Origin of the sequence: Bradyrhizobium sp. HKCCYLRH3099 (assembly GCF_051167855.1) — a bacterium.
Lineage (GTDB): Bacteria > Pseudomonadota > Alphaproteobacteria > Rhizobiales > Xanthobacteraceae > Bradyrhizobium.
On the sequence record NZ_JBNPTW010000002.1, the window covers coordinates 335,121 to 360,077 of the forward strand.

General features: G+C 66.5%; 20 protein-coding genes. 17 read left to right on the forward strand and 3 right to left on the reverse strand.

The window, feature by feature from the left end; translation table 11 throughout:
• Positions 1-9: 9 nt before the first annotated feature.
• The 7 genes from ACQR1Y_RS06790 (at position 10) to ACQR1Y_RS06820 (ending at position 9,033) form a co-directional block, all read left to right on the forward strand.
• Positions 10-1,023, forward strand: coding sequence for a TRAP transporter substrate-binding protein (locus ACQR1Y_RS06790; protein ID WP_434876535.1), 1,014 nt, complete (start codon positions 10-12; stop codon positions 1,021-1,023).
• Positions 1,020-2,879, forward strand: a complete 1,860-nt coding sequence (locus ACQR1Y_RS06795) for a TRAP transporter large permease (RefSeq protein WP_434861417.1) — start codon at positions 1,020-1,022, stop codon at positions 2,877-2,879. Before ACQR1Y_RS06790 ends, ACQR1Y_RS06795 begins: the two co-directional genes overlap by 4 nt.
• Before the next feature lie 25 nt (positions 2,880-2,904).
• A complete protein-coding gene (locus tag ACQR1Y_RS06800; protein ID WP_434876534.1) occupies positions 2,905-4,413 on the forward strand; it encodes a sugar ABC transporter ATP-binding protein in 1,509 nt (502 codons plus the stop codon).
• 31 nt (positions 4,414-4,444) lie between these two features.
• Positions 4,445-5,452 (forward strand): ABC transporter permease, encoded by a 1,008-nt coding sequence (locus tag ACQR1Y_RS06805; protein WP_434876533.1) that lies wholly within the window; start codon positions 4,445-4,447, stop codon positions 5,450-5,452.
• 48 nt (positions 5,453-5,500) lie between these two features.
• Positions 5,501-6,490, forward strand: coding sequence for a substrate-binding domain-containing protein (locus tag ACQR1Y_RS06810; RefSeq protein WP_434861420.1), 990 nt, complete (start codon positions 5,501-5,503; stop codon positions 6,488-6,490).
• 84 nt (positions 6,491-6,574) lie between these two features.
• Positions 6,575-7,468: an amidohydrolase family protein gene (locus ACQR1Y_RS06815; RefSeq protein ID WP_434876532.1), complete on the forward strand. Its 894-nt coding sequence runs from the start codon at positions 6,575-6,577 to the stop codon at positions 7,466-7,468.
• Positions 7,469-7,647: 179 nt separating this feature from the next.
• Positions 7,648-9,033 carry a M20/M25/M40 family metallo-hydrolase gene (locus ACQR1Y_RS06820; protein WP_434876531.1) on the forward strand — a complete coding sequence of 462 codons (1,386 nt, stop codon included), beginning with the start codon at positions 7,648-7,650 and terminating at the stop codon, positions 9,031-9,033.
• A 751-nt stretch (positions 9,034-9,784) separates the two neighbouring features.
• On the opposite strand, the gene leuD is transcribed toward ACQR1Y_RS06820, so the two are convergent.
• From leuD to ACQR1Y_RS06835, 3 genes are read right to left on the reverse strand one after another with little or no spacing between them, the layout of a single operon-like run.
• Positions 9,785-10,414, reverse strand: a complete 630-nt coding sequence (gene leuD, locus ACQR1Y_RS06825; protein WP_434876530.1) for a 3-isopropylmalate dehydratase small subunit — start codon at positions 10,412-10,414, stop codon at positions 9,785-9,787.
• The gene (leuC, locus tag ACQR1Y_RS06830; protein WP_434876529.1) at positions 10,411-11,832 is read right to left on the reverse strand and encodes a 3-isopropylmalate dehydratase large subunit; all 1,422 of its coding nucleotides are present in this window, start codon (positions 11,830-11,832) and stop codon (positions 10,411-10,413) included. Before leuC ends, leuD begins: the two co-directional genes overlap by 4 nt.
• A 39-nt stretch (positions 11,833-11,871) precedes the next feature.
• On the reverse strand, positions 11,872-13,875 hold the full coding sequence (locus tag ACQR1Y_RS06835; protein WP_434876528.1) for an FAD-dependent oxidoreductase: 2,004 nt from the start codon (positions 13,873-13,875) through the stop codon (positions 11,872-11,874).
• A 159-nt stretch (positions 13,876-14,034) separates the two neighbouring features.
• Here ACQR1Y_RS06835 and ACQR1Y_RS06840 point away from each other — a divergent pair, with 159 nt between their 5' ends.
• The 10 genes from ACQR1Y_RS06840 to ACQR1Y_RS06885 all read left to right on the forward strand — a co-directional run bounded on the left by ACQR1Y_RS06840 (position 14,035) and on the right by ACQR1Y_RS06885 (position 24,917).
• Positions 14,035-14,859 (forward strand): GntR family transcriptional regulator, encoded by an 825-nt coding sequence (locus tag ACQR1Y_RS06840; RefSeq protein WP_434861426.1) that lies wholly within the window; start codon positions 14,035-14,037, stop codon positions 14,857-14,859.
• Complete coding sequence (locus ACQR1Y_RS06845; protein ID WP_434861427.1) at positions 14,856-16,079, forward strand: ABC transporter substrate-binding protein; 1,224 nt, start codon at positions 14,856-14,858, stop codon at positions 16,077-16,079. Before ACQR1Y_RS06840 ends, ACQR1Y_RS06845 begins: the two co-directional genes overlap by 4 nt.
• A 246-nt stretch (positions 16,080-16,325) precedes the next feature.
• Positions 16,326-17,198, forward strand: coding sequence for a branched-chain amino acid ABC transporter permease (locus ACQR1Y_RS06850; protein ID WP_434876527.1), 873 nt, complete (start codon positions 16,326-16,328; stop codon positions 17,196-17,198).
• The gene (locus ACQR1Y_RS06855) at positions 17,195-18,163 is read left to right on the forward strand and encodes a branched-chain amino acid ABC transporter permease (RefSeq protein WP_434861429.1); all 969 of its coding nucleotides are present in this window, start codon (positions 17,195-17,197) and stop codon (positions 18,161-18,163) included. The genes ACQR1Y_RS06850 and ACQR1Y_RS06855 overlap by 4 nt, the downstream gene beginning before the upstream one ends.
• On the forward strand, positions 18,163-18,906 hold the full coding sequence (locus ACQR1Y_RS06860; protein ID WP_434876526.1) for an ABC transporter ATP-binding protein: 744 nt from the start codon (positions 18,163-18,165) through the stop codon (positions 18,904-18,906). Before ACQR1Y_RS06855 ends, ACQR1Y_RS06860 begins: the two co-directional genes overlap by 1 nt.
• Positions 18,899-19,600, forward strand: coding sequence for an ABC transporter ATP-binding protein (locus tag ACQR1Y_RS06865; protein WP_434876525.1), 702 nt, complete (start codon positions 18,899-18,901; stop codon positions 19,598-19,600). The genes ACQR1Y_RS06860 and ACQR1Y_RS06865 overlap by 8 nt, the downstream gene beginning before the upstream one ends.
• A 43-nt stretch (positions 19,601-19,643) precedes the next feature.
• Positions 19,644-20,522 (forward strand): isocitrate lyase/PEP mutase family protein, encoded by an 879-nt coding sequence (locus tag ACQR1Y_RS06870; protein WP_434876524.1) that lies wholly within the window; start codon positions 19,644-19,646, stop codon positions 20,520-20,522.
• Positions 20,519-22,252 carry a hydantoinase B/oxoprolinase family protein gene (locus ACQR1Y_RS06875; RefSeq protein WP_434876523.1) on the forward strand — a complete coding sequence of 578 codons (1,734 nt, stop codon included), beginning with the start codon at positions 20,519-20,521 and terminating at the stop codon, positions 22,250-22,252. The genes ACQR1Y_RS06870 and ACQR1Y_RS06875 overlap by 4 nt, the downstream gene beginning before the upstream one ends.
• A complete protein-coding gene (locus tag ACQR1Y_RS06880) occupies positions 22,249-24,306 on the forward strand; it encodes a hydantoinase/oxoprolinase family protein (RefSeq protein WP_434876522.1) in 2,058 nt (685 codons plus the stop codon). The genes ACQR1Y_RS06875 and ACQR1Y_RS06880 overlap by 4 nt, the downstream gene beginning before the upstream one ends.
• Entirely contained in the window at positions 24,303-24,917 is a 615-nt protein-coding gene (locus tag ACQR1Y_RS06885; protein WP_434876521.1) for a cysteine hydrolase, read from the forward strand. Before ACQR1Y_RS06880 ends, ACQR1Y_RS06885 begins: the two co-directional genes overlap by 4 nt.
• The last annotated feature ends 40 nt before the right edge of the window (positions 24,918-24,957 follow it).

The following is a 24,957-nucleotide window of genomic DNA, read 5'->3' on the forward strand; positions in this document are numbered from 1 at the left end:
GGGACGGCAATGCGCAAGGGGACGACGCGTCGGCAACTGATCACGGCAGCAGCGGCTCTGCCGTTCACATTCGCGATCTCGCGTTATGCGAACGCGGCCGAGTTCACGATGAAGCTCGCGACCGGGCAGGATCCGTCGCATCCGGTCAACAAGCGGGCGCAAGAGGCCGCCAGCCGAATCAAGGAAGCGAGCGGCGGCCGGCTGGAGATCAATCTCTATCCGGCCAATCAACTCGGCTCCGATACGGACCTGATCTCGCAGGTTCGTGTCGGCGCTGTCGATGCGATCAACATCGCGAGCTCCGTGCTCGCCACCCGCGTGCCGCTCGCCGGCATCGTCAACACGGGTTTCGCCTTCGCGTCCTACGATCAGGTGTGGAAGGCGATGGACGGCAGCCTCGGTGATCACATCCGCAAGGACATCGAGAAGACCGGGGCGATCGCGCTCTCCAAGCCGTGGGATAACGGCTTTCGGCAGGTCACGTCGTCGACCCGCGAGATCAAGACGCCCGACGATCTCAAGAGCTTCAAGATCCGCGTGCCGGCCGCGCCGATCCTGACCAGCCTGTTCCAGGCGCTCGGTGCCGGTCCCACCCCGATCAACTTCAACGAGGTCTATACGTCGCTGCAGACCAAGGTGGTCGAGGGGCAGGAAAATCCGCTTCCGATCATCGCAACCGCGAAGCTTTACGAGGTGCAGAAATATTGCTCGCTCACCAGTCATGTCTGGGACGCCTATTGGATCCTCGGTAATCGCACCGCCTTCGGCAAGTTGCCGTCCGACCTGCAGGCGCTGGTCCAGCGCGAGTTCGGCAGATCGGCGGACGACGAGCGCGCCGACATTGCGTCGTTGAGCCAGAGCTTGCGCGCTGATCTCGCCGCCAAGGGCTTCGCCTTCGTCGACGTCGACAAGGGCGCGTTCCGGACCGCGCTCGCCAAGAGCAGCTTCTACAAGGATTGGCGCGGCAAGTTCGGCGAGGACGCCTGGACCATCCTGCAGTCGAATGTGGGAGAGCTCGGATGAACAGCGTCGACGCGTCATTCGCAGCCTCCAGCAGGCACGGCGTGGTCGAGAGCCTCGAACGGGCATTGACGAAGCTGATCGAGATTCCCGCCGTGATCGCCCTGGTCGCGGAGGTCGGAATCCTGTTCACCGGTGTGACGTCGCGCTTCGTCTTCAACCGGCCGCTGACCTGGGCAGACGAACTCGCGTCGATCACCTTTCTCTGGCTCGCGATGTTCGGAGCGGTGCTCGCGCTCAGCCGTGGCGAGCACATGCGGATGACCGCGCTCGTCGACCGCGTCAGCCCGCGCATGCGCGCCGTGCTGGAGAGCCTCGCCTTGATGGCGCCGGCGCTGTTCCTGGGCATCTTGCTGCACCCCGCCATCGACTACGCTCATGGCCAGTCCTTCGTCGAGACGCCGGCCCTAGGCCTGTCCGACAGCCTGCGCGCCGGCGCCGTGCCAGTCGGCATCGGCCTCATGCTCGCGACCGCGCTGCTGCGCATGACCCGTCACGCCTCGCGCGATCTCGCCATCACGCTGGCGCTGCTTGCGACCGTCGCGCTCGTGCTGTGGGGCGCCGCGCCGGCGCTGAAGGCCCTCGGAAATTGGAACCTGATCGTCTTCTTCGCGCTGCTGCTCGGCGCTGCCGTGCTCGCCGGCGTGCCGATCGCATTCTGTTTCGGCCTCGCCACCGTCGCCTATCTGCTGACCGTCACGACCGCGCCGCTCGAGGTGGTCACCAGCCGCATCGACGAAGGCGTCTCCTCCCTGGTGCTGCTCGCCATCCCGCTCTTCATCCTGCTCGGCCATCTCATCGTGATGACCCGGATGGCCGAGGCGATGGTTGGATTTCTGGTGTCGCTCGTCGGCCATGTCCGCGGCGGCCTCTCTTATGTGCTGCTCGGCGCGATCCTGCTCGTGTCCGGCATTTCCGGTGCCAAGACTGCCGACATGGCCGCGGTGGCGCCGGTGCTGTTTCCCGACATGAAGCGGCGGGGCATTCATGACGGCGAACTGGTCTCGCTGCTCGCAGCCTCCGGAGCGATGGCCGAGACCATTCCGCCCTCAATCGTGCTGATCATCATCGGCTCGGTCGCCGGCGTCTCGATCTCGGCGCTGTTCACCGGCGGTATCGTCCCGGGCCTGGTGCTGGCGGCGGCGCTGGCGGTCGTCGCCAAGCGACGCATGGTCGAGCCGGAGGATATCGTACGTTCGCGCCCGTCCTGGGCCACGATCCGCTCGGCGCTCGTCACGGCAATTCCCGCGCTGCTGCTGCCGGTGCTGATCCGGACCGCCGTCACGGAAGGCGTGGCGACGGCGACCGAAGTGTCGACGATCGGCATCGCCTACGCCATCATCGTCGGGCTTTTGGTCTACCGCCGTTTCGACTGGCGCAGGCTCTACCCGGCGCTGGTCCACACGGCGGCCCTGTCGGGCGCGATCCTCTTCATCATCGGCGCGGCCACCGCGATGGCCTGGGCGCTGACGCAATCGAACTTCTCGCATGCACTGGCGGCGATGATGGTGTCGGTGCCCGGCGGCAAATACGGCTTCCTGCTGATCTCGATCGCCGTGTTCATCCTGCTCGGCAGCATCCTCGAAGGCCTGCCCGCGATGGTGCTGTTCGGCCCGCTGCTGTTCCCGGCCGCCAAGCTGCTCGGCGTGCACGAGGTGCACTACGCGATGGTGATCATTCTCGCGATGGGCATCGGCCTGTTCGCGCCGCCGTTCGGCCTTGGCTACTACGCGGCGTGCTCGATCGGCCAGATCGATCCCAATGCAGGGCTGACGCGCATCTGGCCCTATCTCGGCGCGCTCGTGCTCGGTCTGCTGCTCGTGGCCTTCGTGCCCTGGCTGTCGATCGGATTCCTGTGAAGCATGGCGGTGAGCAGGTGAGAGCGTGAGTTCCGAAATATCAGCCAGGCACGAGGCGAAGGACGAGACGAATGCGTCGGCATTCGTGCTCGAGGCCAAGGACATCCAAAAGAGTTTTGGTGCCACGCATGTCCTGCGCGGCGCCAATCTGCGGATTCGCCATGGCGAGATCCATGCGCTGCTCGGCGGCAACGGCGCCGGCAAGTCGACCTTGATCCGGATCATCTCCGGATCGCATCGCCACGACGGCGGATCGATCAGCATCGACGGCCGGACCGATCCCGACGCCAACGCGATCGCGGTCGTGTTTCAGGAGCTGGCGCTGCTGCCGCATCTGTCGGTGGCCGAGAACATCTACCTGCCCCATCGCAAGCGCGCTCTGGCGCGGCTGAGCGAGGCGGAGTGCTTCGCGGAGGCGCGTGCCGCGCTGGCGCTGGTCGATCAGGGCTTGGCGGAGCGGGCGCTGGATTGGCCGGTGGCGCAGCTCGATCTGCACGAACGCCAGTTCGTCGAGATTGCCCGGGCGCTGAGCTCCGGGGCGCGCGTCCTGCTGCTGGACGAGCCGACCGCCAACCTCACCTTTTCCGAGACGGAGCGGCTGTTCGGCATCCTGCGCCGGCTGGCGCAGCAGGGCATCAGCACCTTGCTGGTGTCGCATCGCATGGGCGAGATCCGCGCGCTGGCCGATGTCTGCACCGTGCTGCGCGACGGGCGCTCGGTGCTCGACCGCGCCGCGCTCTCCGAGATCAGCGACGAGGCGATCGTCGAGGCGATGGGGCAGAAAAGCAGCGCCTTGCCGCCGGCTGCGCCGCCCAGCACGATCGCCACCTCTGCCCGCACGCAGATCGCCCTGCGCGGTCCGGGGGTCTCCTTGAGCGTCGGGTCGGGCGAGGTGCTCGGGCTGGCGGGCGCGCCGGTCGGTCCGTCCGGCGTGATCGAAAGGCTGATCGGGGTGCGGCCGTCCCAGGCGTGGCGCATCACGATCGACGGCGTCGATGTGACGTTCTCGAATCCCGCCGAAGCGGTCAGGGCAGGGGTCGGCTACGTCTCCGGCGATCGCGCCGAGAAGGGCATTCTCGCGACCTTGCCGATTCTCGACAACATCGTCGCGGCCGCGCGGGTCGCGGGCCGCCGGATCCTGGCGGCATCCAGCGAGGCCACGGCCGCGCAGACCGCACTCGACGCGCTCGCCATCAAGGCGAGCTCGATCGATGCATTGCCACAGACGGTGAGCGGCGGCACGCAGCAGAAGCTGCTGCTGGCGCGCTGGCTCGCTCCGCCGCCGAAGATCCTGGTGCTGGAGGAGCCGACGCGCGGCGTCGACATCGGCACCAAGCGCGAGATCTACGCGATGATCCGCGATGCCGCCGCGGCCGGCTGCGTCGTGGTGTGGTGGTCCACCGAGTTCACCGAACTGATCGCGGTCTGCGACCGGGTGATCGCATTCGATCTCGGCGGCCGGGCCAGCGGCGTTCTCGGGCGCGACGAACTCGACGAGGTGTCGCTGTCGCGAGCGACCGGAATGGCGGCGTGATGGCCCGCCGATGAGCAAGCAAGAGGGTAACATGACGGACGTCGTGATCGATCAGCGCGCGGCCGACCGGCCGAAGCCGGGCCAGCGCGCCTCACTCCCGGTTCGGCTGACGCGGATCTACCGCACGGAGATTGCGATCGCGATCGCCATCGTCGTGCTCCTGGTCGGCATCAGCTTCTGGTCGCCTTATGTGCTGACCTGGGGCAATCTCGCCAACATCGCCCAGGCTGCGGCGCCGCTGATCCTGATGTCGCTCGGCGTCTTCCTGGTGATCGCCACCAGCGGCATCGATCTGTCGGTCGGCTCGACCTTCTCGCTCACCGGCATGGTCGCCGGCCTCTGCTTCTCCGCCGCATTGCCGTGGCCGCTCGCCTGCGTGATCAGCCTGGGCGTCGGGATTGCGGTCGGCGCCATCAATGGCGGCCTCGTCACGGTGGTGGGTCTCGCGCCCTTCGTCGTGACCCTGATCACCTATGCGATCGGCGCGAGCCTCTCCTTCGTCATCACCGACGGGCATTCGATCGCGATCGCCGACCCGAACTTCTGGAAGCTCAACGGCGGCGAGCTGATCCCGGGCGTCACCAATTTCGTGCTGTTCTGTGCGCTCGCGGTGATCGCCCTCGAGTTTGTCCTGCGCAAGCTCGTCGTCGGCCGCTGGGTGTTTGCGATCGGCAGCAACGACAAGGCCGCCCGTCTGCTCGGCATTCCCGTGCACGGCGTGCGCTTCGGTGTCTATGTCGCGTCCGGCGTCGCGGCGTCTTTCGCCAGCCTGCTGAGCCTGTCCTACATCAGCAATTCGGAATCGACCGCGGGCGCCAATCTCATGCTGCAGGCGATCGCCGCCTGTGTGATCGGCGGAGCCAGCCTGTTCGGCGGTACCGGCTCGGCGATCGGCGCCATGCTCGGCGCGATCATGATCACGGTGATCCAGAACGGCGTCAACCTGATCGGCATCAACAGCTTCTGGCAAGGAACCGTCACGGGAGCCGTCATTCTCGTCGCGGTCCTGATCGACCGCGCCACGAAGGTCCGCAGCTGAAGCGGCTGCATCACCCACGAAACGTTCATAAAACACTTGGAGGAAATCATGAAAGCACGATCTCAGAGCCTGCTCGCCCTCGCCGTCACGGCCATCATGGCAACGGCGATGCAGCCGGCGGCCGCAGAAGGCGCCAAGAAGTTCACGGTCGCCTATATCGCGCCGTCGCTGGACATCTCCTACTGGCAGTGGGTCGGCTATGGCGCCAAGACCAAGGCGGCCGAGCTCGGCATGACCTATATCGAGATGGACTCACACAATTCGCCGGCAGACCAGATGACGAACGTACGCACCGCCATCACCCGCGGCGTGGATGCCATCGTGATGGGGCCCGTGAGCTCGACCAGTACGCCGCCGGTGCTGCGTCTGTTGAAGGAGAAGAAGATCCCGATCGCGTTTGCCGGCATCGGCCCGCAGCCGGGCGAGACCGACTACACCTCGGCGGTGACCGCGAACAATTTCGAGGGCGGCAAGGCCGAGGGCAAGTTCGTCTGTGCGCTCGCCAAGGAGCGCGGCGGCAACAAGGTCGGCATGCTGTCGCTGCCGCAGGATCGCGAGAACGCGCAGAAATATCTCGCCGGCGCCAAGGAGTCGTTCCAGGCGGATGGCTGCGAGCTGGTGCAGATCCTGCAGACCAAAGGCCTGACCGTGCGCGAAGCGGTCGACCAGGCCAACGACCTGCTGACGGCACATCCCGATGTCAAGGCGATCTATGGCATGTATGACGAGGCTGCGACCGGTGCCGCCAAGGCGCTGCAGACCCGCGGCCTGGTCGGCAAGGTCGGGATCGCCACCGCCGACGGTAGCCCAACCACCGTCAAGCTGTTGCGTGAAGGCGTCGTCCAGGGCCTGTTCCTGCAGGAGGCCGGCGGGCAGGGCATCGAGGCGGTGCAGCAGGTCTACAATGCGCTGACCGGTGCGGCCGTGACCCAGAGCCTGCCGCTGCCGCTCGCGCTCGTGACCTCCGGCAATGTCGGCACGCCGGAAGCGCAGGCCAAGCTGAAGCGCGTCTATCCGCCGTCGGCCGGCGACTACTGATCGCGATGCAAGGCATCACAGCGGGCGCCTGCTTGGCCGGGCGCCCGCATCTCCGTTCGTACGATCCCGATCGAGGATGTCATCATGATCGACTTTCCCATCATCGACCCGCATCACCATCTCTACGATCTCGAGAACCACTATTATCCGTGGCTGAGCGATGGCGTGAAGCCCGCGGCTTTCGGTGACTACACCGCGATCTGCCGCAGCTACCTGATCGAGGACTTTCTCGCAGACTGCAAGAACCAGAACGTCGTCAAGTCGGTGCATCTCGATGTCGGCTTCGATCCTAAGGACCCCGTCGGCGAGACGAAGTGGCTGCAGGGCGTGGCCGACAAGCACGGCTTTCCGCACGGCATCGTCGGCTATGCCAATCTGGCGCAGCCGAACGTGCGTGATGTGCTCGAAGGCCATCTCGCCTATCCGAACTTCCGCGGCATCCGCCAGTCGCTGAACTATCACCCAGATCCGGCCAAGACCTATCTCGACCGTCCCGGCGTCTGCCGCGAAACCGAGTGGCGGCGCGGTTTCGCGCTACTGCGCGACCTCGGCCTCTCGTTCGACATGCAGATCTATTATCCGCAGATGCAGGAGGCCTATGAGCTCGCGCGCGACTTCCCGGACACGCAGATCATCCTCAACCATACCGGCATGCAGGTTGACGGACCCGGTCATTTCGAGGCCTGGAAGGCTGGCATGACGCTGCTGGCCCAGGCGCCCAACGTCGCCTGCAAGATCTCGGGCCTCGGCATGGGTGACTGGAGTTGGACCGTCGACTCCTTCCGCCCCTACGTGCTCTCTGCCATCGAGGCGTTCGGCGTGGAGCGCTGCATGTTCGCCAGCAACTTCCCGGTCGACAAGCTGTTCAGCAGTTACGACAAGCTGTTCGACGCCTTCAAGGAGATCACGTCCCGGTTCTCCGCCGACGAGCGGCGCAAGCTGTTCCACGACAACGCGGCGCAGTTCTACCGCCTTTAGATCGGCTCGCAGGGGAACGGAAAAGCCCAACTCTGAACCGGCGAATCAAGGCCGTGCGCAGCGCCAGGCGACGCGCGATTGGCGCGCTGTCGGCGCCGACGTCCCATGCTGATTCCGGCCCTTGCGGACGGTCTTCTCGCTCGCCAGGATGATCGCGGCGCGTCCAGGAGTCCGAGACCATGTCCGATCATCATCCCACTGCCTCGGTCCGGCTCGAGGCCGTGTTTGAACATATCCAGATCGAACAGGAACGCTTTCTCGCCCGCGTGATGGACTACGTCCGCCACCCGTCGATCAGTGCGCACAATGTCGGCATCGCCGAGGTTGCGGCGCTGCTGGTGGAGATGCTGCAGGAGATGGGTCTGGAGGCGGAGACGGTGCCGACGGCCGGTCATCCGATGGTGCTCGGACGCTGGCAGAACAAGCCGGGCGCGCCGACTGTGCTGCTCTACGGCCATTACGACGTGCAGCCGCCGGACCCGCTGGAGCTGTGGTTGAGCCCGCCGTTCGAGCCCACCATTCGCGACGGCCGCATCTATGCCCGCGGCATCGGCGACAACAAGGGTCAGCACTTCGCGCAGCTGATGGCGATCGAATCCCATCTCAAGGTGCATGGCGAACTGCCTTGCAACGTGATCGTCCTGCTCGAAGGCGAGGAAGAGATCGGCAGTCCGCGCATCGCCGATTTCGTGGCTGCCCACAAGGATCGGCTGAAGGCCGACGTCGTCGTCACGGCCGATGGGCCGATGCATCCGTCGGGTCGCCCGACCATGACGTACGGCGTCCGCGGCATGTGCGCGTTCGAGCTTCGCGCCAAGCATGCCAGCCGCGACGTGCATTCCGGCAATCTCGGCGGCATCGTTCCGAATCCGATCTGGACGCTCGTGCACCTGCTGGGAACGATGAAGAACGCGGTGGGCGAGATCACGATCGACGGCCTGCACGACCATATCGTTCCGCCGAGCGAACTCGATCTGGCGGCGGTCAGGCGTCTGCCGCTCGATATCGACGCGGCAAAAGCGAGCCTTGGCCTCAGCCGCCTCGATGCGCCTGCGGAGCGCGGCTACTATGAGCGGCTGATGTTCCATCCGACACTGACCATCAACGGCTTTCACGGCGGCTATGGCGGACCGGGCAGCAAGACCGTGCTGCCGTGCGAGGCCGTCGTCAAATGCGATATTCGTCTGGTCGAGGCGATGACCCCCGACGACGTCCTGGCCAAGGTCGAAGCGCATGTCAGGACGCACGCGCCGGAGGTCGAGGTCATCCGGCGCGGCGGCATGCTGCCGTCGCGCGTGCCGATGGATTCTCCTTATGCCTCCGTCATCCGTGAGGCCATCGCGCTGGCGCAAGGCGTCACCCCGCTGGAATTTCCCTGCACCGGCGGGAGCCTTCCGGACTACGTCTTCACCAAGATCCTCGGCATCCCCGCTTTCGTCGTTCCCTACGCCAATGCCGATGAAGCCAACCACGCGCCGAACGAGAACATGATGATTGCGTGCTTCTACAAGGGGATACGGACCGGCGCGGCGCTGCTGGATCGTGTCGCGAGCCTCACGCGCTGATCGTGCTGTTCGTGGAACCGTGATCACGTTCTGGAGTGCAGCGCAGGAGCCGTCATCGAGCAGCCACGAAGGCGTGGCATTCACCGCGCCGTTCGCTGCGTTGCAGTCGAATCGACCGGACGCGGCGAGATCGCGCATGGATTAACGCAGTTGATATCGCCTAATCTTGATCCGAATTAGTAACCGTCGCATCAGGGCTCGGAGCTGCCGCATGCACGACCCCGTTGACCAGCAACTTGTTGATCGTCCGTGCGTGGATCATCCACCCGTTGATCACCCGACTGTCGACCAGGCGAACGAGTCGCTCAGTTCCGCTCCTCTGGCTGCAACCCATTTGGCCGCTGGCGGCTCAGCCGCTGCCTCGGTGATCCAGATCGATCACGCTCCCGCGATCGATCCTGAACCGAGTTCCCTGAGGACGCCACAGAGCAGCGCGCACGCCAGCGAGCGTCCTGCCCATGAACCTCCTCTCGCCATTCCCACCATGTGGCCCTGAGGATGTCTGCTGAGGTGCGCGCCCTGCGCCCGGCAAGGCCGCCCGGACACTACGATCTCCGCTCCGCAGTTGGGGCGCATGACGAAGAGGAAACCTCAGGCGGTATGTGAGGCCCGCCGCAGGAGGCGGCAACCTCCGGTATCATCCGGATACCCACGAATCAGCCGATCAAGTACACCGGATTTAGCCCTTCTTGGGGCGTTTCCTCCCTGGACTTGGGCCGCCTGCACCGAATGTGCGGGCGGCTTCTTTCTTTCAGGAGGAGCCGATGTCTTGGTGGGCCATCTGCACCCACGGGCGTTCGCCGCGATCGCGCTGCTCGAAGCGCGCGATATCAGGATCGTGCGCAAGGGTGAGGTCGAGGTCGTCCCAGCCGTTGAGCAGCTTGGTGCGCCAGATCGGATCGATCGCGAAGCTGAACGAACGGTTACCGATCCTGATCAAACAATCGTTGAGATCGACGGTCATTGCTGACGTGGCCGTTTGCAGCAGCTCCAGAATCTCCTCCGCATCCGCCTCGCTCACCTTGGCCGGCAGCAGACCGTTGTTGACGGCATTGGACGCGAAGATGTCGCCGAAGCTCGGCGCGATCACGCAGCGGAAGCCGAAATCGACGAGCGCGTAGACCGCGGCTTCACGCGAGGACCCCGCGCCGAAATTGCGCCGTGTGACCAATACCTCGGCCTGCTGCGCAGCCGGCGTGTTGAGCGGAAAATCGGGCCGCGCCTGCCCCTGCGCGTCGAACCGCATGTCGTAGAGCAGATATTGCCCGTAGCCGTCGGCGCGCGAGCGCTTCATGAAGCGCGCGGGAATCAGCTGATCGGTGTCGATGCTGGCGAGCGGCAGCGCGCAGGCTGATGCCGTAAAAGTATCGAACGGCGTCATGCGCCTCTCCTCAGCAGTGGCCGCACGTCGGTGAGATGGCCGGCAACGGCGGCTGCCGCGACCATCGCTGGCGACATCAGATGCGTGCGTGCGCCCGGGCCCTGCCGGCCCTTGAAGTTGCGGTTGGTGGTCGAGGCGCAGCGCTCGCCTGATGGTACGAGGTCGCCGTTCATGCCGACGCACATCGAGCAGCCGGAGCCGACCCAGTCCAGACCGGCGTCCGTGAAGATGCGATCCAGGCCTTCCTGTTCGGCCTGCTGCTTGACCAGATGCGAGCCGGGCGACACCAGCCCCGGCACCCGCGCCTTGCGGCCGGCGAGAACGCTCGCCGCGGCCCGCAGATCCTCGATGCGGCTGTTGGTGCAGGAGCCGATGAAGACGCGGTCGATCGTGATGCTGTCGAGCGCCTGACCCGGTGTGAGGCCCATGTAGTCGAGGGCTTCGCGCACATGGCTCGCGCGCGACGGATCATCGATGGCTGCGGGGTCGGGCACTGACGCGATGATCGGCAGCGCATCCTCGGGGCTGATGCCCCAGGTCACCGTCGGCGCGATATCGCCGCCGTCGAGCAGGATCGCGCGGTCGAACACCGCGTCGGCGTCGCTCGCGAGCCCACGCCACGCCGCGATCGCGCGATCGCGCACGTCGCCGGCGGGAGCGAACGGCCGTCCCTTGACATAGGTGAAGGTGGTTTCATCCGGCGCGATCATGCCGCAGCGGGCGCCGCTCTCGATCGAGAGATTGCACAGCGTCAGCCGGCCCTCCATCGACAGCGCGCGGATCGCGCTACCCGCATATTCGATCGCGTGCCCCTGGGCCCCATCGGCGCCGATGCGGGCGATGATCGACAGCGCAACGTCCTTGGCGGTGATCCCCGGCGCAGTCGCGCCGTCGACCGTGATGCGCATCCGCTTCGGCTTCTTCTGCCACAGGGTTTGCGTCAGCAGCACATGCGCGACCTCGGAGGCGCCGATGCCGAAGGCGAGTGCGCCGAACGCGCCATGCGTCGAGGTGTGGCTGTCGCCGCAGACCATGGTCAGGCCCGGAAGCGTCAGGCCCTGCTCGGGCCCGACGACATGGACGATGCCCTGGCGCGGATCGTCGAAGCCGAAAATGCGGATGCCGTTGGCGCGGCAATTGTCGTCGAGCTGGCGGATCATGCCGGCGATGTCGGGCGAGATCTCGCGCAGGCTGCGCGTGCGCGTCGGCACGTAATGGTCGGCAACGCCGATCGTGAGATCGGGCCGGCGCACTTTGGCGCGCTTGTCCCTCAACTTGTTGAAGGCGTGGAACGAGCCCTCATGCACGAGGTGGCGGTCGATGAACAGCAGCTCCGCGCCGTCCTCGCGGCGCGTCACCACATGCGCATCCCAGACCTTGTCGAACAATGTCCGCGGCGGCCGCGCTGCTTCACTCATGCCTCAACGTCCTCGATCAAGTTCCGCGTCATCCATTCCTCATGTCGTGGCTGCCGGAGCCGCGGGGAAGGGGGCACGAGCCGCCATGTGACCCTGGTAGACGGCCTCCAGCGCCGTGCGCGGCGCATTGTTGTCGCCGACCTGAAGCACGGGCAAGCCCGCGCGCCGCAAGGCCAGATACAATGATTGATCCGCGCTGTTGTGATCGACGGCGACCAGCGCCGAGAAGCCTGTCAGGCGCTCGATATCGCCGGTCGAGAGATCCTCGACCTCCAGGATCTGGCCATCATAGGAGCGCACCGCGCGCAACGTCGCGATCCGGACCTTGCGCTCGCGCAGGCGGCGGCTGTTGGCGAGTGTCGAATAGACCGTGGTGCGCCAGGCATAGTTCGTCGCCGGGACGAACAAGGTCACGGCCTTGCCGAGATCGGCAAAATGCTCCAGCGCCGAGAGCGTGCCCCATTCACCGGTGCGATCGAACACCGCGACCGACGCGCCGAGATGGTCCGGCGCGCGCAACGCGTCGGGCAGGGTGAACACGGGGCCGTTCCCCGCCACTGGCAAGGCGCTGGTCCTCGAGCCTGTCGCCAGCACGATGCGGTCGGCGCCGAAGGCCTCGATCGCGGCGGCGTCCGCATCCTTGCTGAAGACGATGGTGACGCCGAGGCGCGTCAAGGCCGCGACCTGGTGCTCCACGAACGCCTGGAAGTTCGCGCGCTTCGGCATCAGCCACGCCGTGCGCAGCTGTCCGCCGAGCTGATCGCCGCGTTCCCACAGGGTGACCTGGTGCCCGAGCGCGGCCGCGACCCGCGCCGCCTCCAGCCCCGCGGGACCTCCGCCGATCACGAGAATGCGCCGTGGCGCCGTTGGTGGCAGCGCCTCGGGCTCGTCGAACTGCCCTTCGAGCCCGGCGATCGGATTGATCAGGCAGCGGATCGGCAGGTTCCGCTCCAGCATGCCGGCGCAACCCTGGTTGCAGCCGATACAGCGTCGGATCTCATCGACTCGGCCCTCGACCGTTTTCCGCACGATCGCCGGCTCCGCGAGATGCGCGCGCGCCATGCCGACGGCGTCGGCATCGCCCGCGGCAATCATCGCGTCGGCCTCGTCGAGTCCCGTAAAACGGCACACGGCGAACACCGGGGTTTCGAAACCATCCTTGCGCAATGAACAGCGGATACGCGCGGGGAGAGATCGGAACGGCGCCGGATCGAACGCCATGTCGGCCATCTGCGTTGCCAGCGAGTAGCTCGCGACATAGGCGGAGTGCGAGACGTTGACGAAGTCGATGCGCGTCTGCCGTGCCAGCATCGGTGCGATGCGTTCGGCTTCCTCGATGCCGAGGCCGCCGTCGGCATATTCCTCCCCGCTGATGCGGATGCCCAGGCAGAATGTATCGCCAAGCTCGGCGCGCAGCGCCGCCAGCACACGGCCAGGAAAGCGCAGCCGGTTCTCCAGGCTGCCGCCATACTCATCATTGCGCTTGTTCGACAGCGGCGACATGAACTGCTGCAGCAGATGACCATGCGCCATCTGCAGCTCGATGCCGTCAAAGCCGGCGGCGACGAGATTGCGCGCCGTGACGAGGTGGCCCTCGATCACCTGCTCCATGTCGAACTCGTCCATCGGCCGCGGCGGCAGCGCCGAGATCGACCACGGAATCGGCGAGGCGCCCCACGATACCGTGCGTTCGAAATCGCCTTCGACCTGCCGTCCGAGATGGATGATCTGGCCGAGCATGGCCGCGCCTTCCGCCTTCACCGCATCGGTGATGCGGCGGAACGGATCGATGCAGGCGGGATCGAAGCCGCACACGGCTTGCGGGCGGCCGAGCGAATTGGCGTGGATCCGGATGGATTCGAAGATGATGGCGCCGACGCCGCCGCGCGCGCGGGCGCGGTGATAGGCGAGGTGCTGCGCGCTCGGCAGGTGGTGCTCGCCGAAATTCGTGGTGTGCGCGGGGACGAAGATGCGGTTGCGGAAGCGCAAGCGGCCGACGTCGAGCGGACTCAGCGCCTGTGCATATGGCTGATGCTGCGACAAATCGCGTGATCCTCCCGCTGCCCGTTTCGTGGCTCGATCCTTGCTCCGACCTCTGTCTCGGGAAGAGGCCCGCGAGCCAGTTGACCGAAGCTGTCATATTTTCTATACACCTCATGTATTGAAAGCAAGATAGCTCGCTAACCCCTGGGGCCATCCGCCTTGCGCACCGCGTCCGAGCCACTGAAGGCACGACGGATTTACCTGCTGCTGAAGGACAAGATCGCATCCGGCGAGCTTGCGGACGGCGAGCGGTTGCCGGGCGAGTTCGCGCTGGCCGAAGAGCACAGCGTTTCCCGTGTCACCATCCGCCAGGCGCTTGACTTGCTCGCTGGCGAAGATCTCATTCAAAAGAAGAGCGGGCTCGGCACCTTCGTGCATCGGCCGGCCTCCAAGGTCCGCACGGTTCTTGCCGACGTGTCCAACGTGTTCGCGCATCTGATCGAGATGGGCCGCACGACCGACGTGCGCTTGCTGTCGTTTGACTACGTCAATCCGTCCGAGCAGATCCGCGAAGCCTTGCAACTCGCGCCCGACGAGCGCTCGCAGCGCTCGGTGCGCGTCCGCCTCGTCGACGGCGTGCCGTTCTCCTATCTCATCGCCAACGTGCCCGAGCGCATCGGCCGCAACTATTCGCGCGAGGATCTCGCGCGCATGCCGCTGCTCGAACTGATCGAGCGCTCCGGCCTGACCAGCGCCTCGGCGCGGCAGGAGATCAGCGCCGTGTTGTCGAGCCCCGATGTGGCCGAGGCGCTCGACATCGATGTCGGCATGCCGCTCGTGGCGTTGCGCCGCACGGTCTACGGCAAGGACGGCCAGCCGATGGAGCACCTGCAGGCGCTCTATCGTCCCGACCGCTACACATTGCAGATGAACCTCGAACGGACGGGCGACGAAGGGCACCGGCACTGGAGCCCGACCGCCGAGGTGTACCGCAGGGAGCGCCCGCGCCGGCGGCCGCCAGTCAGGAAAGTGGGGAAGTCATGACGTTGAGCTCGAAGTCGCTGTCACGCCGCACCGTGCTCAAGAGCGGTGTCGCGCTCACCTCGATGCTGGCCGCGCCGGGCCTGCTGCGCGCCGAGCCAGCACCGGTGAAAGTCGGTCTGCTGCAGCCGATCTCCGGCGCGTTCGCGCTCGACGGCGATCTTGCCAAGATCGGTGCGGAGTTCGCGATCAAGGAGATCAACGACGCCGGCGGTATCAAGGCGCTCGGCGGCGCCAAGCTCGAACTGGTGATCGGCGACAGCCGCTCCAACGCCGAAGCGGGCGCGCAGGCGACCGAGGAACTGCAGTCGGCCGGCGTCGCCGCCGTGCTCGGCGGCTTCGCCTCGGGCATCGCGCTGACCGCGACGCAGACCGCGTCGCGCTACGATCTGCCGTTCGTCGTCGACTGCGCGGTGGCGGATACGATCACCGAGCGCGGCCTGAAGAACACCTTCCGCTTCAACCCGAATTTCAGCATGGCGACCGCGGTTGCGCTGAAGAATCTCGTCAAGCTCAATGACGACGCCGGCAAGCCGATCAAGACGGTGGCGATCGTGCACGAGGACGGCCTGTTCGGCTCGGGCCTCGCCAAGATCATGCAGGAGAAGCTGCCGCCGCTCGGCTTCCAGATCGTCGAGACCATCGCGCATCCGACCCCGGCGCGCGACATGACCAACGTCGTGCTGCGGCTGCGCGCGCTCAATCCCGATCTGATCGTGCCGTCGCATTATTTCAACGAGTTCGTGCTGATGGCGCGCACCCTGCAGCAGCAGCGCGTGCGCCCGAAGGGTATCTATGCCGTGTTCGGCGGCGCCGCCTCGAGCTACCGCTTCGTCAACGAATTCCCGGAAGCCGCGCAGGGCGTGATGGACTGCAACCATTGGGGCGATCCCAAGAGCCCGATCACGGCCAAGCTGCGCGAGACCGTGACCGCGGCCGGCAAGTTCTACGCCTACAACACGCCGATCAACTACTCGCTGGTGAAGGTGTTCGCGCAAGCCGTCGAGAAGGCCGGCAGCGCCGATCGCGCCAAGATCATCGAGGCCCTGGCAGCGAACGAGTTCGACAGCGGCGTGATGCCCTACGGCAAGACCAAGTTCGACGCCAAGGGGCAGAACACCAGCGCGCTGCCGCTGAACACGCAGGTCCAGGGCAAGGACATCAAGGTGATCTACCCGTCGGACTACGCCGACGCGAAGCCGATCTTCCCGATCAACGGATGATCGGGCAACGCTGAGTCACCTGCGCGGCGAACAGGCGTCGCTGCGACGGTCGCCGCGGCCATCCTTCGAGACGCCCGGCTTCGCCGGGCTCCTCAGGATGAGGGTGGAGTGTATGGTCTCGTCTGCTTACCCTCATGGTGAGGAGCGCCGCTCGCGGCGCGTCTCGAACCATGAGGCCCCAATATGCCGGGCGTCATCCGGCTTCTCCTAGAAAGCCTCGAGCCTTCTAGACGACCAGAGGATCTAATGTACTCGCCCCAGATCGTCGTGGAGGCGCTGTTGAACGGACTGATGCTGGGGGCGATCTATGCCTTGATCGCACTCGGCCTGACCCTGATCTACGGCGTGCTGCACATCGTGAATTTCGCCCACGGCGCGCTGCTGACGGTGGCGATGTTCATGGTGTGGCTGGCCTGCGCCCGCTACGGCATGGACCCGTATCTCGCGATCCTGTTCGTCGCACCCTTCATGTTCGCACTGGGCTACGCCCTGCAGCGCTTCATCATCGGCCCGGCGAGCCACGGCAAGGACAATGGCATCCTGCTGGTCACCCTGGGCCTCTCCATCATCATCGAGAACGCGCTGCTCGCGGCGTTCCAGTCCGACACCCGCACCATCACCACGGACTACTCGTTCCGTGTCGTCGAGCTAGGGCCGCTGCTGCTGTCGTTCCCCCGCGTGGTCGGCTTCGGCGTGACGATCGCAACGACGTTGCTGCTGTGGCTGGTGCTGCACCAGACCGACATCGGCAAGGCGATCCGCGCCGTCGCAAAGGAGAAGCTCGGCGCCAGCCTCGTCGGCATCAGCGTGCCGCATGTCTACGCCATGACCTTTGCGATCGGCTGCGCCTGTCTCGCCGTCGCCGCCGGCCTGCTGATGCCGTCCTTCTATGTCAGCCCGAAGACCGGCGCAGCGTTCGTGCTGGTCGCCTTCACCATCGTGGTGCTCGGCGGCATGGGCTCGATCCCCGGCGCGCTGATCGGCGGCCTGCTGATCGGCGTCGTCGAAGCCGCGTCCAGCCTGTTCCTCGGTGACAGCCTCGGTCAGATCGGCATCTTCCTGATCTTCATCGTCACTCTGCTGGTGCGCCCGACCGGCCTGTTCGGAGCGCGCGCATGACCAGGCCGCGTCTCACCACTCTCGCCGTCATCGTCGTTGCCCTCGCCGTCGTCCCCTTCCTCGGCCTGTCCGGCGCGCTACTAAATCTCATGATCTTCATGATGATCATCGCCCTGGCGGCGCAGGGCTGGAACATCCTCGGCGGCTATGCCGGCCTGTCGTCGTTCGGCCATGCCGCCTTCTTCGGTGCCGGTGCCTACGCGATGGCCGTGCTGCAGACTCGCTTCGGCGTGAACGCCTGGATCGCGCTCGTCATCGGCATCGCGCTCGGTGCGCTGGTCGGCGCTTTCATCGGCTTCCTCAGCTTCCGCTCCGGCCTGAAGGGCTCTTACTTCGCGCTGATCACCTTGGCCTTCGCCGAGGTCGCGCGCATCCTCGCCAACAGCACCAATTTCACCGGCGGCGCCGCCGGCATCCTGCTGAAGCTGCAGACGGGCCTGCCGTATCTGCAATTCGCCGACCGCCGCTACTTCCTGCTGATTGCGCTCGGCTTCGTTGCGATCGGCCTGCTCGTCAGCTGGTGGCTGGAGCATTCGCGCTTCGGCGCCTATCTCGTCGCACTGCGCGAGAACGAGCAGGCGGCGCAGGCGCTCGGCGTCGACGTGTTCGCGGTGAAGATGAAGGCGATCGCGATCTCCGGCGCGCTGACGGCCGCCGCGGGCTGCCTCTATGCGCAGAACTATCTGTTCATCGATGCCAATGTCGCGTTCGGCTCGTGGATCTCGATCGAGGCGCTGTTCGCGGCCATCGTCGGCGGCTCCGGCACCGTGCTCGGGCCGCTGGTCGGCGCGATCGTGCTGCTGGGACTGGGCGAACTCACCAAGAGCGTGTCCGGCGGCATCCCCGGCATGGACCTGCTGGTATTCGGCGTCATTCTCGTGCTGTCGGTGGCATTCTCGCCGAACGGCCTGGTCATGCTGATGAAGAGCCTCGGCCTGCGCGCGCCGAAGGCGAAGGAGGCGTGATGCTCGAGGTCAACTCCCTCACCAAGCGCTTCTCCGGCCTCGTCGCGGTCGACCAGGCCTCGCTGTCGGTCGCCAAGGGATCGATTACCGGCCTGATCGGCCCGAACGGCGCCGGCAAGACCACATTGTTCGCGATGGTCGCGGGCTTCCTGCAGCCCGATGGCGGCAGCGTCAGCTATGGCGGCCGCGACATCACGCGGTTGGCCCCGCATGTCCGCGCGCGCCAGGGTATCGCGCGCACGTTCCAGATCGTGCAGCCGTTCGAAGGTCTGAACGTGCAGGAGAACATCGCGGTCGGCGCCTATCTGCACACGCCTGATGCCAAGGAGGCGATGGCGCAGGCGGCTGAGATCGCCAAGCGCGTCGGCCTCGGCGCCGATCTCGCCAAGGCGTCCTCCGATCTCACCGTCGCTGGCCGCAAGCGTCTCGAAGTGGCGCGCGCGCTCGCGACCAGGCCGAAGCTGCTGCTGCTCGACGAGGTGCTCGCCGGACTCAACCCTTCGGAGATCCGCGACGTGCTGCCGCTGGTGCGCGACATCCGCGACCAGGGCGTCACCATTCTGATGATCGAGCACATCATGCAGGCCGTGATGAATCTCTGCGACAAGGTCTATGTGCTGTCGCAAGGGCGCATGATCGCCGAGGGCGAGCCGAGGGCTGTCTGCGAGGACCCGCAGGTGATCGAGGCCTATCTCGGCCACGGCGCGGCCGAGCGTCTGCGCGCGGAGCAGGCCCATGCTTGAGGTTCGCGATCTCCGCGCCGGCTACGGCGGAACCGAAGTGCTGCGCGGCGTCAGCTTCGACGTCAACGCGGGCGAAGTCGTCGCCGTGCTCGGCTCCAACGGCGTCGGCAAGACCACCTTGAACAAGGTGCTCTCGGGCGTCGTACGCGCCACCGCCGGCACCATCCGCTTCAACGGCGCGGCGCTGGAGCACGCATCCGCGCCCGACATCGTCACCGCGGGCCTGATCCACGTGCCCGAGGGTCGCAAGATCTTTCCGAACCTGTCGGTGCGCGAGAACCTCGAGCTCGGCGCCTATTGCCGTCCGCGCCGCGGGCGCAGCGAGCGCATCGAGCAGATCTACGCGACCTTTCCGAAGCTGAAGCAGCGCGCGCGGCAATATGCCGGCACGCTGTCCGGCGGCGAGCAGCAGATGCTGGCGATCGGCCGCGGCCTGATGGGTGAGCCGAAGCTGCTCATCCTCGACGAGCCGTCGCTCGGCCTGTCGCCGCTGATGGTGGAAGAAATGTTCGCGCTGATCGCACGGCTCGCGGCCTCCGGTCTCGCCATCATGCTGGTCGAGCAGAACGTCGTGCAGTCGCTCGAACTCGCCGGCCGCGCCTACATCATGGAGAACGGCATCATCACGCTCTCCGGCCAGGCCTCCGAGCTGAAATCCAATGCCGAGCTGAAGCGCGCCTATCTCGGTCTGTGACCACGGCTTCAGCGAATAGTTTGAGACAAACAAGGAAACGACAATGAGCCTGAGATCCACTCTGGCATCAGCCGAGCCGACGATCGCGCCCGGCGTGTACGACGCGCTCACCGCGAGCATCGCCGCCGAGGCCGGCTTCAAGGCGCTGTATCTGACCGGCGCCGGCATCGCCTACACCAAGCTCGGCCGGCCCGACATCGGCCTGGTGTCGATGATGGAGGTCGCCGACACCATCGCCATGATCCGCGACCGGGTCGAGACTCCTCTCGTCGTCGACGGCGACACCGGCTTCGGCAATGCGCTCAACGTGCAGCGGACGATCCGGCTGTTCGAACGCATGGGCGCCTCCGCGATCCAGCTCGAAGACCAGACCACGCCGAAGCGCTGCGGTCATCTCACCGACAAGGCCGTGATCAGCGCCGGCGAGATGGTCGGAAAGATCAAGGCCGCGCTCGATGCGCGACAGTCATCCGAGACCCTGATCGTCGCGCGTACCGACGCGCTTGCGATCGAGGGCATGGAGGCCGCGATCGAACGCGCCGAGCGCTATGCCGAGGCCGGTGCCGACGTGCTGTTCGTCGAGGCGCCGAAGAGCAGCGAGCAACTCTCGGCCATCGCCGGTCGGCTGGCCTCCAAGCGTCCGCTGCTCGTCAACATGGTCGAGGGCGGCTCGACGCCGATCCATGCGGCCTCGGAACTCGGCGCGCTCGGCTTCAAGCTCGTGATCTTCCCCGGCGGTATCGTGCGCGCGCTCGCCTTCTCGGCGCGCGCCTACTATCAGTCGCTGGCGCAGGCCGGCTCGACCAAGCCGTTTGCCGACCGCATGCTCGATTTCGCCGGCCTCAACGCGATGCTCGGTACCGCCGATATCCTGGCGAACGGTGCCCGTTACGCCGCTGAAGACGAGGGGACGCGGGCATGACCACCTTGGATCCGATTACGCTCGCCGTGCTGAAGGGGCGGCTGGAACAGATCGCCGACGAGATGGACGCGACGCTCTATCGCTCCGCCTTCAACCCGACCATCGCCGAGGCGCGCGACGCCTGCCACGGCATCTATCACGCGACCACAGGCGACACGCTGGTGCAGGGGCAGGGTGGCCTGCCGATCTTCGTCGGCGCGATGGCTTTCGCCGTGCGCGCCGTCATCGCCAAGGTCGAGAAGGAGGGCGGGCTCGAGGAGGGCGACACCTTCATCTTCAACGATCCCTATGACGGTGGCACGCACCTGAACGACTTCCGTCTGGTGCGTCCGGTGTTCCGCGATGGCCGGGTGTTCTGCTGGATCGCTTCGGTCGGCCACTGGCTCGACATCGGCGGCAATGTCGCCGGCGGCTACAATCCGAAGGCGGTCGAGAGTTTCCAGGAAGGCATGCGCATTCCTCCCGTGAAGCTGATCGCGGCGGGGCGCATGAACCACGACATCCTCGGCATCATCGAAGCCAATTCGCGCGTGCCGATGTCGAACTGGGGCGACCTCAACGGTCAGCTCAACGCGCTCGATCTCGGCGAGGGCCGCCTGCGCGCGCTGCTCGACGATTACGGCGACAAGACCGTCTCCGATGCGTTCGAGGCGTTCTCCGACCGTGCCGAGACCCTGATGCGCGCGGCGATCGCCTCGCTGCCCGACGGCACCTATTCGTTCGAGGACGTGCTCGACAATGACGGTATCGTCGATGTGCCGCTGACCGTCGCGCTCGACGTCACCATTGCCGGCGACACGCTGACGCTCGATTTCACCCGTTCGTCGGCGGCCTGCAAGGGCCCGATCAACATCTCGCGCTCGACCACGATCGCGGCCTGCTACGTCGCGCTGAAGCATGTGTTCACCGAGGTGCCGGCCAATGCCGGCTGCCTGCGGCCGATCTCGTTCGCGATCACCGACGGCTCGCTGCTGGCGGCAGGGCCGCCGAAGCCGGTCGCGGGCTATACCGAGACCATCCTGCGCCTGATCGGCGTCGTGCTCGGCGCGCTCGCCAAGGCCGATCCGTCGCGCGCTACCGCCGCGCCGTTCGGCACCATCAATGCGCTGTCGATCGCCGGCCATCGCAAGGACAACAGCCGCTTTGTGATGTTCTCGTTCTTCGGCGGCGGCCTCGGCGGCAACCCGGCGACCGACGGCCTCAACCACGCCAACAACCCGATCTCGACCGCGACCATTCCTCCCGTGGAAATCTTGGAAGCAGCCTATCCCGTCATGTTCACGCAATGGGCGCTCCGCCCGGATTCCGCCGGTGCCGGCACCCATCGCGGCGGCGTCGGTGCCGTCTATGAGGTCGAGCTGCTGGCCGATGCCGACGTCGCGCTGCTCGGTGAGCGCGGCAAGGCGGCGCCGTTCGGCGTCGCCGGCGGCGGTAGCGCCGCGCTCAATCATTTCGCCTGGCAGACGGAGCAGGGCGAGGCGAGCCCGCCGATGGTCTCAAAGATCACCGACCTGCATCTAAAAGCCGGCAAGCGCGTCCGGCTTGAAACGCCTGGAGGCGGCGGTTGGGGTCCGCCGGAGGCGCGGCCTGTCGCTGGCGTTGCCCACGACGTCGCGCTCGGCTTCGTCTCACGAGCGCAGGCGCGCGAGGTCTACAAGGTTGCCGTGAAGGCAGACGGCGCGGTCGATGAAGCCGCGACGCGTACGCTCCGTGCGGGAGGTGCGGCATGAGCAAGCTCGGCACCATCGTCGGCGTCGATGTCGGCGGCACCTTCACGGACCTGTTCTACTTCGACGAGGCGAAGCGCAGCTTCCGCACCAACAAGGTGCCGTCGAACCGCGGGGACGAAGCGGTCGGCTTCCTCGAAGGCCTGCAAGGTTTCGGCGCGGTCTCGCATCTCGCCTCGATCGTGCACGGCACGACCGTCGGCACCAACGCGCTCTTGGAGCGCAAGGGCGCGCGCATCGGCCTGATCACCACGCGTGGCTTCCGCGACGTGCTGGAGATGCGCCGCCGTGACCGCCGCAACACCTGGGGCCTGTGGGGCGACTTCGTGCCCGTCGTCGAGCGCGACATGCGCGCCGAGGTCGACGAGCGCGTGCTGTCGGACGGCACCATCCGCACGGCCGTCGATGTCGCGCAGGTCGAGGCGACCGCACGCGAGCTCTTGGCCAAGGGCGCACAGGCGCTGGCGATCGTGTTCGTCAACGCCTTCGCCAATCCGGACAACGAGCGCCGCGCGCTCGAAGCCGTGCAGGCGATCTGGCCGAACGACAATGTCGCCTGCTCCAGCCAGATCCTGCCGGAGATCCGCGAGTTCGAGCGGACCTCGACGACCGCGCTGAACGCCTATCTGCAGCCGGTGGTCGGCTCCTATTTGCAGAAGCTGCAGAATGCGCTCGCTGGAGAGGCGTTCGACGGTCGCTTCCACATCGTGCAGTCCAATGGCGGCGTGATGTCCACCGACGCGGCGCGGCGCTTCCCGATCCGCACTGCATTGTCCGGTCCTGCGGCCGGCGTGATCGCCGCGGCGGAGATCGCCAAGGCGGCGGGCTTCCCCAATGTCATCACCGGCGATCTCGGCGGCACCTCGTTCGACGTCTCGCTGGTGGTCGATGGCGCGACGTCGCTGGCGGCGCAAACGACAATCGATTTCGGCCTCGTCGTGCGCACGCCGATGATCGAGATCACGACCATCGGCGCCGGCGGCGGCTCGATCGCCCATGTCGATGCCGGCGGCCTGCTGCAGGTCGGCCCGGAAAGCGCCGGCTCGCGGCCTGGTCCAGTCTGCTACGGCGGCGGCAACGACCGCCCGACGCTCACTGACGCCAACGTCGTGCTCGGCCGCATCAATGCGGAGAGGCCGATCGGCGGCAAGCTGAAGGCGCTCGACGTCGAGGCGGCCAAGCGCGCCATCGCCAAGCATGTCGGCGAGCCGCTCGGCCTCGGCGTGATGGAAGCGGCGGAAGCCATCGTGCGCATCGCCGACAGCAAGATGGCCGGCGCCATCCGGCTGATGTCGATCGAGCGCGGCCATGATCCGGCGCGCTTCGCGGCGGTGCCGTTCGGCGGTGGCGGCGCGCTGCACGTCTCGGCCCTGATCAAGGATGTCGGGCTCAAGGCGGCGCTGGTGCCGCGCTATCCCGGCGTCACCTCGGCGCTCGGCTGCGTCATCGCCGACATCCGCCACGACCAGGTGCAGACGCTCAACATGTTCGTCGACGGCCTCGACATCGCGGCGCTGACGCGCTGGATGCAGTCCGAGGCCCAGCATGCGCAGGGCGTGGTCAAGGACGCGCGGCTCGCGGTCGAGCGCATCGACACGCTGTTCGAGCTCGACATGCACTATGTCGGCCAGACCCACACCATCCGCGCGACCCTGCCGGCCGAGATCCGCGACGGCGTCATCGCGTTGACGGTCGAGGACGTCCGCAAGGCGTTCGAGACCGCCTATCAGAAGAGCTTCAGCCGGCTGCTGCCGGGCGTGCCGATCAAGATCGTCAACCTGCGCACGGCGGCGATCGGCGTGCGTCCGCGCTTCGATCTCGCGACGCTGGCGCCTGACAGCAGCGCCGATCTCGGCAACGCGCGGCTCGGCAGCCGCAAGGCCTGGTTCGACGGCAAATGGTGGGACACGGCGATCTACGCCCGGCTCGATCTGCCTGTCGGCACCGAGGTGGCGGGCCCCGCGATCCTCGAGCAGCCGGATGCGACGACGGTGATCGCGCCCGGCTTCAAGGCGCGGGTGGACCAGTTCGGCAACGTCATCGTGGAGCGGACATGAGCGACCACACCATTCCCGCCGCGCAGAGCGCGCTGCTGATCGTCGACCTGCAGAACGACTTCCTCGATCCCAAGGGCGCGTATGGCTGCGCCGGCCAGACGGCAGCTGACATCGCGGCGCTGCCGCCGCGGCTGAAGCCGTTCGCGGACCTGATGCGGTCCAAGGGCGGCTTCGTGATCTCGACGCAGTTCACCTTGGTGCCGGGCAAGGGCGGCGAGCCGATGATTTCGCCGCACCTGAAGCAGCTGCGGCCGTTCCTCGCCAAGGGCGATTTCCTGCCGGGCGCCTGGGGCCATCAGCTCGTCGACACGCTGCAGCCCGCCGACGTCACGATCGAGAAGATCGCGTATTCCGCGTTCTACATGACCCGGCTCGAATGGGTGCTGCGCAAATGCGGCATCGAAAAGTTGTATGTCGCCGGCATCGTCACCAATGGCGGCGTCGCCTCGACCGTGCGCGACGCGCATATCCGTGATTTCGAGACCGTCGTGCTGGAAGACGGCTGCGCCGCCTTCACCCCGGAGACGCATGCCACCGCGATCGCGGCGCTGAAGCCGGTGTGCCGCGTGACGTCGATCGCGGAGGCGATGACAGAGCTGGCGGCAGCATGAAGCAAGTCGCCTTGAACGGACACCTGCGGGGCCTCATGGT

Excerpts from the sequence above, each read along its gene's own strand:
- ACQR1Y_RS06865 (WP_434876525.1), top strand. The coding sequence starts at position 18,899 with ATGCTTGAGGTTCGCGATCTCCGCGCCGGCTACGGCGGAACCGAAGTG.
- ACQR1Y_RS06810 (WP_434861420.1), top strand. The coding sequence starts at position 5,501 with ATGAAAGCACGATCTCAGAGCCTGCTCGCCCTCGCCGTCACGGCCATC.
- ACQR1Y_RS06790 (WP_434876535.1), top strand. The coding sequence starts at position 10 with ATGCGCAAGGGGACGACGCGTCGGCAACTGATCACGGCAGCAGCGGCT.
- ACQR1Y_RS06845 (WP_434861427.1), top strand. The coding sequence starts at position 14,856 with ATGACGTTGAGCTCGAAGTCGCTGTCACGCCGCACCGTGCTCAAGAGC.
- ACQR1Y_RS06805 (WP_434876533.1), top strand. The coding sequence starts at position 4,445 with ATGACGGACGTCGTGATCGATCAGCGCGCGGCCGACCGGCCGAAGCCG.
- ACQR1Y_RS06855 (WP_434861429.1), top strand. The coding sequence starts at position 17,195 with ATGACCAGGCCGCGTCTCACCACTCTCGCCGTCATCGTCGTTGCCCTC.
- ACQR1Y_RS06875 (WP_434876523.1), top strand. The coding sequence starts at position 20,519 with ATGACCACCTTGGATCCGATTACGCTCGCCGTGCTGAAGGGGCGGCTG.
- ACQR1Y_RS06795 (WP_434861417.1), top strand. The coding sequence starts at position 1,020 with ATGAACAGCGTCGACGCGTCATTCGCAGCCTCCAGCAGGCACGGCGTG.
- ACQR1Y_RS06850 (WP_434876527.1), top strand. The coding sequence starts at position 16,326 with ATGTACTCGCCCCAGATCGTCGTGGAGGCGCTGTTGAACGGACTGATG.
- ACQR1Y_RS06860 (WP_434876526.1), top strand. The coding sequence starts at position 18,163 with ATGCTCGAGGTCAACTCCCTCACCAAGCGCTTCTCCGGCCTCGTCGCG.
- leuC (WP_434876529.1), bottom strand. The coding sequence starts at position 11,832 with ATGAGTGAAGCAGCGCGGCCGCCGCGGACATTGTTCGACAAGGTCTGG.
- ACQR1Y_RS06820 (WP_434876531.1), top strand. The coding sequence starts at position 7,648 with ATGTCCGATCATCATCCCACTGCCTCGGTCCGGCTCGAGGCCGTGTTT.
- ACQR1Y_RS06880 (WP_434876522.1), top strand. The coding sequence starts at position 22,249 with ATGAGCAAGCTCGGCACCATCGTCGGCGTCGATGTCGGCGGCACCTTC.
- ACQR1Y_RS06885 (WP_434876521.1), top strand. The coding sequence starts at position 24,303 with ATGAGCGACCACACCATTCCCGCCGCGCAGAGCGCGCTGCTGATCGTC.
- leuD (WP_434876530.1), bottom strand. The coding sequence starts at position 10,414 with ATGACGCCGTTCGATACTTTTACGGCATCAGCCTGCGCGCTGCCGCTC.
- ACQR1Y_RS06815 (WP_434876532.1), top strand. The coding sequence starts at position 6,575 with ATGATCGACTTTCCCATCATCGACCCGCATCACCATCTCTACGATCTC.
- ACQR1Y_RS06870 (WP_434876524.1), top strand. The coding sequence starts at position 19,644 with ATGAGCCTGAGATCCACTCTGGCATCAGCCGAGCCGACGATCGCGCCC.